The organism is Pseudoalteromonas simplex, from assembly GCF_015278155.1.
Classification (GTDB): Bacteria; Pseudomonadota; Gammaproteobacteria; order Enterobacterales; family Alteromonadaceae; genus Pseudoalteromonas; species Pseudoalteromonas simplex.
Genome location: NZ_JADILN010000006.1, coordinates 60,161 through 74,978 on the forward strand (window position 1 = coordinate 60,161; position 14,818 = coordinate 74,978).

A 14,818-nucleotide genomic window follows, 5' to 3' on the forward strand; every position below is an offset into this window, starting at 1 on the left:
CGGCCTTTTTTATATTTCACACTCTAAAACTGATTCAACTCTAGAGTTGGCTTTTGCCTTATAGAGTCTTTCAATCTCAATTTTTTGCTCATCGCTAACTTGCCAATTAAAGAATTGGCAGCTTTTTCCATTTACTAAATCTACTTTAAAAATAGTTAGAAATGCGAGCTGAGAGAACTCAACTGCAGCAATATCTTCAGTGTTAATATAACGCTTTTTAATTCCACGCGAATAACAAATTCCCGCTTTATAACAGTGTAAAAAGCGCAGTTGTAAGAAATTTAAAATAGTTATAAAGAGCAAAATAGGTAAAAGAAACAAAAGTAGCGATGTTCCAAGAAAAGTAACGCTTAATAAAACAAGAATAGCAAACGCTATCTTGGTTCCCTGTAGAGTCCAATTAGGACTTAACTTTATCGTTTTCATGAGGCTGAATCTTAAAATTTTAATGATAATAAGCTGACGTTTAATACAAAATGATTAAAGAATCATTCGATTGCTATTTTACAGAGTCTAAAAAAGGGACACAAGGTACAAAAAAAATACTTTTGTACTAGAAAAAAGAAACTGGACCACAACTCATTATAAAACCGCTACTTTTTACCTATCATAGATTTAAATTAAAATATTATAATTTATACCACTCATACCAATCCGCCTAATTAAGTTGTCTATTTTGAGGCAATAAAACCTCAAAATGATTAAGTATTATTGCGGGTTGGTATCACACCAATTCATTTAATAAGCGGTCTATTTTAGGCAATAAAAAACCCGCAACAAGTGCGGGTTTTTTTAAAAGAAGTTAAAAGGCTAATTACTTAGCAGCTTTTTTCTCTTTTTCTGCAGCGATTACTGTTTCAGCAACGTTTGCAGGACATGGTGCGTAGTGTGAGAACTCCATAGAGAACTGACCACGACCAGAAGTGATAGTACGTAAGTGGCCGATGTAACCGAACATTTCAGAAAGTGGTACATCACCCTTGATGCGAACGCCCATTGCGCCAGCTTCTTGGTCTTTGATCATACCACGACGACGGTTAAGGTCACCGATTACGTCACCTACGTTGTCTTCCGGAGTGAATACGTCAACTTTCATGATTGGCTCAAGAAGTTGTGCACCCGCTTTAGGGATAGACTGACGGAAAGCGCCTTTAGCAGCGATTTCGAACGCGATTGCTGATGAGTCAACTGCGTGGAAAGCACCGTCGAAAAGTTCAACTTCAACGTCTAATACTGGGAAGCCAGCTAGAACACCTTCTTGCATCATTGATGCGAAGCCTTTCTCAACTGCAGGCCAGAATTCTTTAGGTACGTTACCACCAACAACTGATGAAGAGAACGTGAAGCCTGAGTTTTGCTCGCCTGGCTTGATGCGGTAATCGATCTTACCGAATTGACCAGAACCACCAGATTGTTTCTTATGCGTGTAGCTATCTTCGATTTCTTTCGTGATAGTTTCACGGTAAGCAACCTGAGGTTGACCAACAACTAGGTCTACGCCGTAAGTACGCTTAAGGATATCTACTTTGATATCTAAGTGAAGCTCGCCCATACCTTTAAGGATGGTTTCGCCTGAATCTTCGTCAGTTTCAACTTGGAATGAAGGATCTTCTGCAACCATCTTACCGATCGCGATACCCATCTTCTCGTTACCGCCTTTGTCTTTAGGAGCAACAGCGATTGAGATAACTGGATCAGGGAAGATCATCGCTTCAAGTGTACATTCGTGCTTAGGATCACAAAGAGTGTGACCAGTTTGAACGTTCTTCATACCAACAACAGCGATGATGTCACCCGCTTGTGCTTCAGTAAGTTCGTTACGCTCGTCAGCTTGCATCTCAACCATACGGCCGATACGCTCTGTTTTACCAGTTGCTGAGTTAAGGATTGTGTCACCTTTCTTCATGCGACCAGCGTAGATACGGATGAACGTAAGTGCACCGAAACGGTCGTCCATGATTTTGAACGCTAACGCTTTAAGTGGCTCATCTGCAGAAACAGTTGCTACTTCACCAGTAGGCTCACCTGTTTCAGGATCAGTTAGAGGTTGTGGGTCAACTTCTGTAGGCGAAGGTAGGTAATCTACAACCGCGTCTAATACTAACTGCATACCTTTGTTTTTGAATGCAGAACCACAGTATGTTGGGAAGAACGCAAGATCACGAGTACCTTTACGGATACAACGTTTGATGTCTTCTAGAGAAGGCTCTTCACCTTCCATGTAAGCCATCATTAGGTCTTCGTCTTGCTCAACAGCAGACTCAACAAGCATCTCATGGTATTCGTCAACTTTGTCTACCATGTCAGCTGGAACGTCTTGTACTTCGTAGTTTTCAGGAAGACCAGTCTCGTCCCAAACGTATGCTTTTTTCTCAAGTACGTCTACAACACCAGTGAATTGGTCTTCGATACCGATTGGTAAAGTCATAACTAGTGGGTTAGCACCTAGTACTTTCTCAACTTGACCTACAACGCGGTAGAAATCAGCACCCATACGGTCTAATTTGTTTACGAAGATTACACGTGCAACTTCTGATTCGTTCGCATAACGCCAGTTAGTTTCTGACTGCGGCTCAACACCACCAGAACCACAGAATACACCGATACCACCGTCTAGTACTTTAAGTGAACGGTATACTTCTACTGTGAAGTCAACGTGTCCCGGAGTATCGATAACGTTTAAGCGGTGGCCTTTCCACTCACAAGTTACAGCTGCTGATTGGATTGTAATACCGCGCTCAGCTTCTTGTTCCATGAAGTCAGTAGTAGACTCACCGTCGTGTACCTCACCAGTCTTATGAATTTTACCCGTAAGCTTAAGGATACGCTCAGTGGTGGTAGTTTTACCCGCGTCAACGTGGGCGAAAATACCAATATTTCTGTACTTCGATAAATCTGCCATTATTTTACTCTTAATAAAGTCGAAAAATTATTCGGCGGGAGTATAGCATTACTTAAAGCGAACATCACCATCGAAGTCGCTTAAAATGCAATCAATTTTATAAAATTTTTCTATGCTCAGGATAAGCGGCACTTTTTAACGTGCCGAACAGTGAGTTTATGCTACTAAAATCGCTAATTTAGCGCTGATTTGGCAATTAAATGATGCGATTAGCTACTTGTCATTTTATAACAACGCTCGGGTCGCCCGATACTTCCGTAGCTCTGATCAGCACTGACTTGCTCAGCTTCAAGCAAGTATTCAAGGTAACGACGGGCTGTTGAGCGGCTTACGCCGACTAAATCACCCATTTGCTGAGCAGTAAAAGCCGTGCCAATATTCGCTTTAAACGCTTTTAAGATCTTTTGCAAAGTAAGCTGATCCACCCCTTTTGGCAACCTGACCGGGGCTTTTAACTGTTCTTGCGATCCAAATAAAGTATCGACCATAGATTGAGTTACTTCATCGGCATCTGACAAACATTGTTGCCTTGCTTCGAATCGCGCCAGTGCTTGATCTAAACGATTTAGCATTAATGGTTTTACTAAGAAGTCACAGGCGCCAAGTTGCATGGCTTTTTCCAGTGTTTCTACTTCTTTTGCTGCGGTTAATAGCATTACTTCGCTTTTCATTTCTTCGCGGCGTAATTCATTAAGTAAATCAAGGCCATTACCATCGGGTAAATGAATATCGAGCAAAATTAAATCGGCATTAATCGCCGATAATAGCGCTTTCGCAGTAGCAAGATTGCCTGCAATACCAACAACCTGATATTGCCCCTGACGCAGTGTTTGCCGCGCCCCTTGTTGGCCAGCAACGCCATGAGGAAGTAATAAGTATTGCGCCAATAATTGGGCTACTTCAACTTCGTCTTCAACAATGACAACTGAGTAAGTCATGTTCTTTACCTTTTATTTATAGGCTGATCATTTTTTATTATTTTGGAATGTAGACACTTAAGCGTGCCCCCATCAGATCAGACTCACCTATTTCTAAACTACCACGACACGAATCTAAGTTGGTTTTAACTAAATAAAGGCCGATACCATGCTCAGCCCCTGACTTAGAACTGTATTGTGGTGTAAATATCACATCCTTGTCATCGCCTAAACCAAAACCGCTGTCTTCAACATCAAACAATAGTGTTTTACTGGTTTCATCAACCGTAACACGAACCTTAGGGGTACGTGTATCGCTAGCTCGAATAGCAGCTTCAATTGCGTTATCAATCAAATTGCCAAGTATCGAGACAACCCGTTCAAGCATATCTTTACGGGTGATCGATCCTAATAAGCTATCTGGATTAAGCTCAAGTATCACGTTTAATTCACGGGCTTTGTGGTATTTACCAACCAATAAACCTGCTAGTACCGGATCTTGGATCCTTTCGAGTAAATGATGGATCTGCGCTTGCGAGCCTTTACTTTCTTGACCAATTAACTCAATTGCCTGATCCGTTTGCCCCATTTGAATTAACGCACCAATTAAGTTTAGCTTGTTCGAGTAATCATGCGTTTGCACCCGCAATAACTCAGCAAAGGCTTGCACTTTAGTTAATTGCTGCGATAAATATTCAAGCTCATCCGCAGGGCGCATACTCAACAAAATACCATCAGCCTGACCTTGCACTTGCAATGCATATCGCGACAACACAATGCGTTTATCGGCGGCAAACAATTCAAAACCTACAATCGGACGCTGTTGGTTATGCATCAAAAATTCGCTATGTTCAGGAAGCAAATCTGCAAGCTTAAGAGGCTGATGAATACAGCTAATCGGTTTACCGAGAATTTCGCAAGCACGTTGGTTTAAGTTACGCACGTTACCCTCAGGATCGAGAGCGATAATGCCGCTACGAACAGTGTTCAAAATAGCATCTTGCTCCGAGAACAACCGTGCTATTTCGTCAGGCTGTAAACCAAAAATAGCGTTACGTACCCGTTGACCGATATATACCGCAGCCAGAATGCTCAAGCCCACTAACAACAAGCCCCAAAGCATAATTTCAGCACTGCGAGCACGAATAAGCGGTTCAATTGACTGCACTAAAAAGCCAACCGAAACCAAGCCGATAACTTCGCCCTGCTCTGAAAGCACAGGGACTTTGCCACGAATAGACTCGCCCAAACTCCCTTTTGCAATCGACACATACCGCTCACCACGTAGCGCCGCTTTACTATCACCACCCACCATCGGCTTACCGAGCTTGTCGGGGTCGGGGTGAACAATGCGGCGAGTATTTTTATCGCCAATTACGATAAAGCTGGCAGCGGTGAGTTCACGAATATGCTCTATTTGCGTATTTAACTCATCAAGCCCTTGCTTGGTTTGCAATGCATTTTGTACGTCATCCCGTGAGGCAATACTGGTTGCGAGCGCAAGCGCTTTATCACCCATGTGGTTATGTAAGCTTTCTGCAGTGATCTGATACACCAATGCGCCAAACAACACAGCCTGTAAAACACATAGACCAGTAACCCAAATAATGAGTCGCGTTTCTAAGCGCTTAGGTTTTTTAACCATATGCTGAAATGGGTTTAGCTTATTGGTGTATCTCATATCAGTGCCTTGTTCTACGCATGTTGCTCTGCTTGCGTAGCTGCTTTTTCTTTACGACGTTGGACAATATAGTCTTTCAGTGGGAACAACAACACTAAGATCGAAATCACAAAAATACTCAGTGTTAATGGGCGGTCCCATAAAAAGCTCAGCGAACCATCTGAAATCATCATGGCACGGCGGAAGTTTCGCTCAATCATATCACCGAGGATAAAGCCAAGTAATAAAGGTGCCATCGGGAAAGCTAACAATCGAAGCACCAAGGCCACCAGCGCAAAGCCCACCATCATAAATAAATCAAAGGTGTTAAATGACACTAAATACACACCAATTAAGCTGAAGAATAAAATCATCACTGTCAGCACAGATTTAGGCATTGCCAACACTTTAGCAAAATATGGGATCAACGGCAGATTCAAAATCAGCAGTACAATATTGCCAAAGTACATACTGACAATGACAGCCCAAAACACGCTTGGGTTTTCTTGCATTAACATAGGGCCCGGCTGAATACCGTAGGCAATTAATGCACCTAGCATAATAGCTGTTGTACCAGAGCCTGGAATACCTAAAGTCAGTAGTGGTACAAATGAGCCAGTACAAGCTGCATTATTAGCCGACTCGGGTGCCGCTAAGCCACGCATCGAACCCTTACCAAATTTATCTTTCAGCGCTTTTGGAGCAAGGTTACGCTCAGTAGCATAGGCCATAAAGCTGGCAATGGTTGCCCCTGCGCCCGGTAAAACACCGACTATAAAGCCAAGTAAAGATGAGCGGCCAACCACAGGAGCCATATCTTTTACTTCTTCTTTAGTCAGTTTTGTTGAACCAATTTTTGGCGTATCAGGATCGTCAATTTTTTTATCTGGCTCAGCTTCTGGGCGCGCCACATTAATCAGTGCCTCAGCCAACGCAAACGTTGCCATTGCTACTAATAAAAAGCTAATACCATCTAATAAATCAGCTTGGCCAAAGGTAAAGCGCTCGGTACCTGAAGAGGGATCAATACCTACCGTTGCCAGCATTAAACCAAATACCGTCATCATCATGGCTTTTAAAAATTGCCCTTTATTAGAGAACGCAGCGATAGCCGTTAAGCCTAAAAACATCAGTACAACATAATCAGGCGACTGAAAACTTAATGACACTTTCGCTAATAATGGCGCAGCCACCATCAATAAAATGGCGCCAATGGTCCCGCCTATAAAGGATGAATAAGCTGCAATCGCAAGGGCTTTACCGGCCTTACCTTGTTTTGCTAGTGGGTAACCATCAAACGATGACGCTACTGTCCCCGCTACACCCGGCGCATTAATCAAAATAGAAGAAGTAGAGCCACCGAATATAGCCCCGTAGTAAACACCGGCCATTAAAATCATGCCCGAATCAGCACCGATGCTGTAAGTGATCGGGATCATCAACGCAATCGCGGTAATTGGACCAAGACCAGGTAGCATACCAATGAACGTGCCAACAAAGCAGCCTACAATCACATATAACAAATTGTTCCAGTCGAGTACGGTCGACAAACCTAACATAATTCCATCAAGCATAACTTAACTCCACAGATTGCCAGGTACTAAGTAAATGCCCAGTACTTGTGTCATTAAAAACCAAAAAACCACGGCCACAGGCACAGAAGCAAACAACAACACTGCCTTACGGCGTTCGCCCATGATAAAAAAGCCCGTAATTAAAAAGGCACTGGTGGCAATTAAAAAGCCGAACGGTTCAAGCATGGCGCTATAAGCAACCATTAAAACCAACAGTGCAAAGGTACGTAGTAAGTTGCCCTTACTGAGTAGCTCTGCTTTTTCTGCAGGCGCTTGCTTTAATAAGTTGGCACCAATCGATAGTACACACACCACGATACCGAATACTGCATACACTTTTGGTAAGGTTGCAGAAGTAACGCTTTCGTACTCTTCAAATGGCATAAGTGGAATTTGCCAAGCCACAAGGGCGTAGAGGGTAAAGAGGACCAAGAATAAACTTGGTCCTATTAGTTCACGGTTTAACATCGTCTAACCTTAGCCTCGGATAAAACCAAGTTCTTTCATTACAACGCGTAATTGCGCTTCTTGCTGCTCAAGCGATTTAATAAACGCTTCTTTTTCTTGAAATAGATTTAGCCAACCATTGCGGGCACGAACCGCTTCCCATTCAGGGGTTTGTTGCAACTTACGTAGCTTTTCTGTGTACTCTGCAAGTTTGTCTGCTGGTAAATCTGGGGTTGCAAAAAAGCCGCGCCAGTTTACGAACTCCATGTCGTAACCTAGCGACTTTAAGGTTGGAATTTCTGGGTAATCTGGCAATTTATCTGCAGAAGTCACCGCTAAAATACGTGCCTGACCACCATTAGCGACTTCGAGTGCTTCACTTAAGCCTGTTGAAAGTAAGTTGACCTCACCCGACAATAAACCAGCTTTCGCTTTACCACCGGCATCGTAAGGAATGTAACGTAATCGACGACCATCAAGACCCGCCGCTTTCACCGCTTGTGCAGCCACTAAGTGATCCATGCTGCCGCGCGCAGAGCCACCTGCTACTTTTACAGAGCCTGGGTCTTTTTTCATGGCATCAATAACGTCTTGCCATGTTTTAAATGGCGAGTCATTACGCACCACAAATGCACCATAATCAGCAATCATGCTGGCAACTGGTGTTAAATCGCGATAGCTGTAAGGAATTTTGCCTGATAATGCGCGCAGAACGATAGGCGTTGAGTTAACCATCAACATATCGCCTTTTTTAGTGCCCGACTCAATCAAGTAAGCAATTGCACGGCCACCGCCGCCGCCCGACATATTCTGAAACGATGCATTATCTTCAATGCCCGCTTTTACCATTGCTTCACCAACACCACGTGCTGTGGTATCCCAACCGCCGCCTGGGCCACCTGGTACCAAAAAGTGTAAGTTTGCCAATGCCAATGGGCTGGCTACTAATAATGAAGCTGCTAAAACAGATCTTTTTAATGATTTAAACATAGTCATAATGCACGACTCCTAAAATAAGTACTGCATACGAGCACTGATGCCCATACCTGAATCTTCATCACCTACCAGCGTAGAAGCACCGGCACCATCAACATCGCTGTAAATCAGGTTGCCCATAAATTTGATATCGCTGCTTAGGTAATATGATGTGCCTAATGTATAAGTGGTTACATCGGTACCTTGCTGTTTGCTGCTGGCGTTCATTTGTGACACACGTGCAACCAGCTCCCATGCATCTTTAATCCCTTTTGGTTGTACAAATAATGCTGAGCCTGCTTTGTAACGGCGCTGCTCACCGCCTAAGAAATAACTCGCCGAAACATGAAAGCCATCAAAACGCTCACCATCAAGTTCGTTGCTACTATCAACCGTATCGAGGTAACGGCTGGCATATTCAGCCTCTAGAGTGAATGCATTCGCTTGGTAGGCAAATTCAAGACCGCTTTGCGACATGCTATTTAGCGCTGCGGCTTCACCACCGACTGCGTAATCCACTAAGCGCACATTGGTTTCACGCACTTCACCACGGGCAAAACGAGCGCTCAAATCATTGTCGCCCATATCACGATAAGAATGCCAAGCACCTAAATGGATCACATCACCCGGCGCTGCACTTGACCAAGTTAAGCGACCTGTTACAGCCAATGTCAGTTTGTCATTTTCGTCATGGCCTGAAGCACCAAACGCATCGTTTTTGTAAACACCCACCGCGTAACGTAAGCCTGAATCTTTAAAGTATTGAGAAGCTGAGATACCCCAGCGGAAGAAAGGCGAGAAGGTGTTAGCAAGGGTGCTACGCTCAATGGTATTAATGTGTTTAGAACTGGTTAGCGCATTGAGCGACATGTCTTCACGGATTTTACCGGCTTTTACTTTTAAGCCGTTGTCGAATGCATAACGTACCCGCGCTAACACGATTTCAGCCGAGCCTTCAGAAAATTCGAGTAGTAATTTGTGATCCCAGTTACCATGTTCACTTTCAACATAAGTACGGATACGACGTGGGAAGAAGTCGCTGCCTCCAGCGCCATCATTGTCGGCATTGTAAGCACCGTCGAAATAGTTGTAATCAAGTTGCACGCGACCACCAAATTCTAGGTTGAAGCCGCTAGATGTTTTTAATGAATCCACTTCTTTTTGAAGTGCATCGAGTTGTTGCTGTAGTTGTTCAGTGTCGCTTTGTGCGAATGCTGATGTACTTGCTAACGCCGCTGCAACGGCTAAAGCGAGCTGTGTGTTACTTGCTTTCATGAATTACTCCACACCAGATTATAATTATTTGTTGTCGTTGATCGGCCTACTGCAAACGGCGATCTGGTTTGGAGCATAGTGTTAACGATAGATTAACGAAATGTTTAGGGGGTAAGTTGCATTGATGGTGATAAATGGCTTTTTGTTCATAAAACTCATGAACAAAAAGCACATTACTGGGGGTTAGTATAAAATCTAGGCAAATTAGCTGCTTAAAAGTCGCAAAACTAGCTAAAAGTCATCTCAGGAACGTCACCAGATACAATCAGCTTGCCCTGTGTTTTAGCAATAATCTCATCAACCGAAACACCCGGAGCACGCTCTAATAAATGAAATGCACCGTCTTTAATTTCTAAAAGTGCCAAATCGGTGATCACTTTATTGATACAACCAACGCCCGTTAACGGCAAACTACATTCGGTCAGCAGTTTTGATTCACCATGCTTGTTGGCATGGGTCATGGTACAAATAATGTTTTTAGCACCGGCCACTAAATCCATCGCACCGCCCATCCCTTTAACCAGCTTTTTCGGGATCATCCAACTGGCTATGTTGCCGTTTTGGTCTACTTCAAACGCGCCCAGCACGGTTAAATCAACGTGGCCGCCGCGGATCATGGCAAAGCTTTCTGCAGAGCTAAATATAGCCGCCCCCGTTGCAGCGGTGACCGTTTCTTTACCTGCGTTGATCATATCAGCATCAACTTGGTCTGCACTTGGGTATGGCCCCATACCGAGTAAACCATTTTCTGATTGCAGCATCACTTCGATGCCATCAGGGACATAATTAGCGACCAAGGTTGGAATACCTATACCTAAGTTAACGTAGTAACCATCCTGTAGTTCCATCGCCACGCGTTTAGCGATTTGTTCTCGTGATAATGCCATCAGCGTGCTCCTTATTGATTCTCTTGCTTAGTGGTAACTTTCTCGATGCGCTTTTCAAATTCACCTTTAATCACTCGGTCAATATAGATACCCGGCGTGTGAATTTGGCTTGGCTCTAGCTCCCCTGGCTCAACAATTTCTTCAACTTCAAGAACCGTAATTTTGCCAGCGGTTGCTGCCATCGGATTAAAGTTCATCGCCGTATGACGATAAATGCAGTTACCATAACGATCTGCTTTCCACGCTTTAACTATCGCAAAGTCGCCAGTAATGCTTGGCTCCAATAAATAGTCACGACCATTAATATTGCGGGTTTCTTTACCGTCAGCCACCGGTGTACCGACACCCGTTGCGGTATAAAATGCAGGAATACCCGCGCCGCCAGCACGCATTTTTTCAGCTAAGGTGCCTTGCGGTGTCAGCTCAACTTCTAGTTCACCATTTAATAGTTGCTGCTCAAATAACGCGTTTTCACCAACGTAAGAGGCAACCATCTTGCTGATTTGCTTGTCTTCAAGTAGCACCCCTAAACCAAAACCATCAACACCACAGTTATTCGATACCACGGTTAAATCTCGGGTGCCTTGACGTTTAATTTGCGCAATCAAGCCTTCAGGAATACCGCATAAGCCAAATCCACCGGCTATCACTGTCATGCCATCTTCAAGGCCAGCCATTGCTTCGCTATAACTTGTAACTACTTTATCAAAACCTGCCATTGGCTCCTCCTATTGTGCAGTCCAACCGCCATCAATGGCGATTGCTTGGGCGGTAATATTGCGTGCTGCATCGGCCATTAAAAAGCTAACGGTATGCAGGATCTCATCTAAGCCGATAAATGCTTTTTTCGGCATTGGTGCTAGCATAATTGTGTCGATCACTTGTTGCTCAGAAATGCCATGTTCTTTGGCTTGCGAGGCAATTTGTTGCTCCACAAGCGGCGTTTTTACATAGGCTGGGCACACAGTATTAATCGTGATGTTGGCATCACCAGTTTCGAGTGCCATGGTTTTAGCAAAGCCGATTAAGCCATGTTTTGCAGCGATATAAGCCGACTTATATTTAGACGCCACCATGGCATGAATTGAGCCAATATTAATGATGCGACCAAAATCTTGCTCACGCATGCGAGGGAGTACCGCCTTGGTCATCATCGCCGGGCCAACGAGCATAACTTGCTGTAAGAACTGCCATTTATCAGCAGGAAAATCTTCAAGCTTTGCCACGTGCTGAATACCTGCATTATTAATAAGTACATCAATTGGCTGATTAAGCTCAGTGAAAAACTGCTCAATTGCATCACTATCTGCCACATTAAGCGCATACCCTTCGGCGCTACCACCTTGCTCAACAATGCCTGCCGCCGCTTGTTGTGCTGCTTGCTGATTTAAATCAGTCACAATAATAGTGTGACCTTGCATCGCCAGTTGCTGGGCAACATATAGACCAATCCCACTGGCTGCACCGGTAATTAAAACTGTTTTGCTCATCGGGTTACTCCTCTAAAAACTCACTGATAAGCTGCGCTTTCGGGGCGATTGAGAAAATGCCATCAAGGTGTCCCCAGCCCCCTTCAATTTCTGAAATCTCAACGTCTTTACCTGCCGCTTTCATGGTGTCAAACACAGTACGCATGTTTTCAGGGCGAAGCAGTAAGTCGTTCGTTGCGGGTAGTAATAATGTTTTGGCAGAGACATTTTTAAGTGCCGTTGTTAAATCGCTTTGCATACCAGCGGTAAATAATTGTGATGCCCGGACCAAATAAAGTACATGGTTGGCATCTTGCGTTTTCGCTCGTGCCATTGCGCGCTGAGCGAGTACTTGGTTTAACTTAGGCAAGGTACGAATATCTTTTAATGCACCTTCATCCAATACATTAAAGTCAGGGAAGCTCGCGTTATAAATAATTGGATGCATCGCATCTTGCGTAATATTAAGCATGGTTGCCGCTAAACCATCTAACGGGCGCTCTTTGCCGTAGTAATTACCTTGCTGCCAGTTTTTATCTAGACGAATTGGTAACGCCCATTTTTCAAGTGCCGCGACTGTCCATGCATCCATCGTTGCAGCGCCAATCACATGAATTAAACGCTCTACTTTATCTGGGTAACGTGTTGCCCACTCAAGTGCTTGAAACGACCCCATTGATGCGCCCATCACAGCATGTAACTTAGTGATACCTAGGCTGTCGAGTAAACGCTTTTGCACATTCACAAAGTCAGTAATCGTAACCACAGGGAAATTCAAACCATAAGGTTTACCTGTTTTTGGATTAGTTGACGCAGGACCTGTGGTGATTACATTTTCATCATGCCAGTTGGCATTCACTAAGGTATCTGAGCTAATCACATAATATTTATTCGTATCGATAGCTTTACCTGGGCCGATAATCGCATCCCAATAACCCGGTAGGGCATCATCCGCTTTATATTTACCTGCGGCATGAGAAGTACCAGAGAAGTAATGAGTGATTAAAATCACGTTATCTTTATTGGCGTTTAGTTTTCCGTAACTTTCCCAACCAATATCCACTTGCTCTAACGTCACACCAGACACAGTGGTAAAATCTTTTGTCGTAAAATGCTGCTTTTCCACCAGCATGGTGTCGGCTTTGTTTGCAGCGCCAAACGCGGTGCTACTAAATACAACCAGCCATAGCAAAATTATTAATTTGGTTTTCATTGCTGTTCCTTAAAAGAAAATAAAGAGTCCGAGTGCCAATGCGACACCGATAAGCGGAATGACCGCAGTCAGCGCTGCCATTGACCAATACGCACGTTGGTGCGTTTCTTTACAGATAGCGCGTATTGTTGTGACCACATAACCATTATGCGGCAAGGTATCGAGGGCTCCAGAGCTAATTGCCACTACTCGGTGCAGTTGTTCAGGGTTTACACCCATGTCTAAATAACCTGGTGCGACAAGGGGTAATGCAATGGCTTGCCCGCCAGAAGCAGAGCCAGTTAAACCAGCAATTACACTAACCGCAACCGCAGCACCAACCAACTCATTCCCCGGCATATGGGTCATCACATCGACAGCGGCGGTAAATGCCGGTGATACTTTCGCCACAGCGCCAAAACCAACCACAGCAGCGGTATTACCGATTGCCACTAAAGCGCCGGTTGTACCAACATTAATAGCGTTACCCATATCGTGAAAATGCTTAAAATTGATAATCACAATACTCAGTACACCACCAAGCAAAGCGACAATAAGCGCGGTTTGCTGCAGTACATCATGTAGCGTAAATGATAAAAGCAGCACCACAATCAGTGGGATCACACCCGTAATTGGATGCGGACGACGACGCTCAATAATGACAGGATCATCATCACGCGCTTCAAAGGTTTCGCCATTAGCAACGGCTTTTTTGATCATCTTGTTCAACCAAAAGTAACCTGCTGTGGCCATGAAAATAGCGACCACTAAGCTCACTTCCCACGCTGCATAGGGTGACGTACCAAGGTGCTTAACCGGGATCCAGTTTTGAATTTCTGGCGAGCCTGCCGAAGTCATGGTAAAGGTCACCGAACCAAATGCCAGCGTTGCTGGAATAAAGCGGCGCGGTAAGTTTGCATCTTTAAACAGACTTAATGCCATTGGATAAACGGAAAACGCAACAATAAAGACGCTCACGCCACCGTAGGTTAAAACAGCACAGGCAATCACAACCGCAAGAACGGCATGCTTCATACCTAGTTTACCCACAATGTAGCTTGCAACACTGTCTGCAGCACCGGTGTCTTCCATGAATTTACCGAACAACGACCCCAGTAAGAACATAAAAAACCACGCACTTAAGAAGCCTGCAAAGCCATCCATATAGGCGTTAATAAAGTTTGTATCTGCCGATACAGGGAAAATGGCCATGCCACTACTAAGTGCAACTAACAGTGCACAGATTGGCGCAGCGATAAATAAATTTACCCCACGCAGCGTTAAAATGATCAGCAGTATTAAACCGCCTAACAGTCCTATCATGCTCAGCATAGACATTCCTATAATTATTGTTATTACACAGATGAGGTGACATCGGAATAATGCTTTCAGTCTTACCCTAAGCGCTCAAAAAATACATAACACTAAGGTACTATCTGCTTTAAAAATAGCTTAATTGCTTGATAAATAAAGGGCTGTGGCGGGTATAGCACTATGGTACTAATTCAATTTCTGCAACT

13 protein-coding genes are annotated in these 14,818 nt (G+C 44.1%); all 13 read right to left on the minus strand.

Features of this window, described 5'->3' with window-relative positions:
• Window positions 1-9: 9 nt before the first annotated feature.
• Window positions 10-426 (minus strand): hypothetical protein, encoded by a 417-nt coding sequence (locus IRQ78_RS13250; RefSeq protein ID WP_138618514.1) that lies wholly within the window; start codon window positions 424-426, stop codon window positions 10-12.
• A 388-nt stretch (window positions 427-814) separates the two neighbouring features.
• Window positions 815-2,902, minus strand: a complete 2,088-nt coding sequence (fusA, locus tag IRQ78_RS13255) for an elongation factor G (RefSeq protein WP_062566304.1) — start codon at window positions 2,900-2,902, stop codon at window positions 815-817.
• A gap of 209 nt (window positions 2,903-3,111) precedes the next feature.
• The gene (locus IRQ78_RS13260; RefSeq protein ID WP_054552333.1) at window positions 3,112-3,840 is read right to left on the minus strand and encodes a response regulator; all 729 of its coding nucleotides are present in this window, start codon (window positions 3,838-3,840) and stop codon (window positions 3,112-3,114) included.
• Window positions 3,841-3,877: 37 nt separating this feature from the next.
• Window positions 3,878-5,500, minus strand: a complete 1,623-nt coding sequence (locus IRQ78_RS13265) for an ATP-binding protein (RefSeq protein WP_194442463.1) — start codon at window positions 5,498-5,500, stop codon at window positions 3,878-3,880.
• Between the two features lie 14 nt (window positions 5,501-5,514).
• Entirely contained in the window at window positions 5,515-7,053 is a 1,539-nt protein-coding gene (locus IRQ78_RS13270) for a tripartite tricarboxylate transporter permease (RefSeq protein WP_054552331.1), read from the minus strand.
• A gap of 3 nt (window positions 7,054-7,056) precedes the next feature.
• Window positions 7,057-7,521, minus strand: a complete 465-nt coding sequence (locus IRQ78_RS13275) for a tripartite tricarboxylate transporter TctB family protein (RefSeq protein WP_054562934.1) — start codon at window positions 7,519-7,521, stop codon at window positions 7,057-7,059.
• A gap of 9 nt (window positions 7,522-7,530) precedes the next feature.
• Window positions 7,531-8,496, minus strand: a complete 966-nt coding sequence (locus IRQ78_RS13280; protein ID WP_407681621.1) for a Bug family tripartite tricarboxylate transporter substrate binding protein — start codon at window positions 8,494-8,496, stop codon at window positions 7,531-7,533.
• Between the two features lie 12 nt (window positions 8,497-8,508).
• Window positions 8,509-9,750 carry an OprO/OprP family phosphate-selective porin gene (locus IRQ78_RS13285; protein WP_138599087.1) on the minus strand — a complete coding sequence of 414 codons (1,242 nt, stop codon included), beginning with the start codon at window positions 9,748-9,750 and terminating at the stop codon, window positions 8,509-8,511.
• A gap of 227 nt (window positions 9,751-9,977) precedes the next feature.
• Window positions 9,978-10,637: a 3-oxoacid CoA-transferase subunit B gene (locus tag IRQ78_RS13290; protein WP_054562936.1), complete on the minus strand. Its 660-nt coding sequence runs from the start codon at window positions 10,635-10,637 to the stop codon at window positions 9,978-9,980.
• Window positions 10,638-10,648: 11 nt separating this feature from the next.
• Complete coding sequence (locus IRQ78_RS13295) at window positions 10,649-11,356, minus strand: CoA transferase subunit A (RefSeq protein ID WP_063527828.1); 708 nt, start codon at window positions 11,354-11,356, stop codon at window positions 10,649-10,651.
• A 9-nt stretch (window positions 11,357-11,365) separates the two neighbouring features.
• Entirely contained in the window at window positions 11,366-12,127 is a 762-nt protein-coding gene (locus IRQ78_RS13300; protein ID WP_054552326.1) for a 3-hydroxybutyrate dehydrogenase, read from the minus strand.
• 4 nt (window positions 12,128-12,131) lie between these two features.
• Window positions 12,132-13,319 (minus strand): E22 family MetX-like putative esterase, encoded by a 1,188-nt coding sequence (locus tag IRQ78_RS13305; RefSeq protein WP_138618520.1) that lies wholly within the window; start codon window positions 13,317-13,319, stop codon window positions 12,132-12,134.
• A 9-nt stretch (window positions 13,320-13,328) separates the two neighbouring features.
• Window positions 13,329-14,630: a GntP family permease gene (locus IRQ78_RS13310; RefSeq protein ID WP_054552324.1), complete on the minus strand. Its 1,302-nt coding sequence runs from the start codon at window positions 14,628-14,630 to the stop codon at window positions 13,329-13,331.
• Window positions 14,631-14,818: the final 188 nt, after the last annotated feature.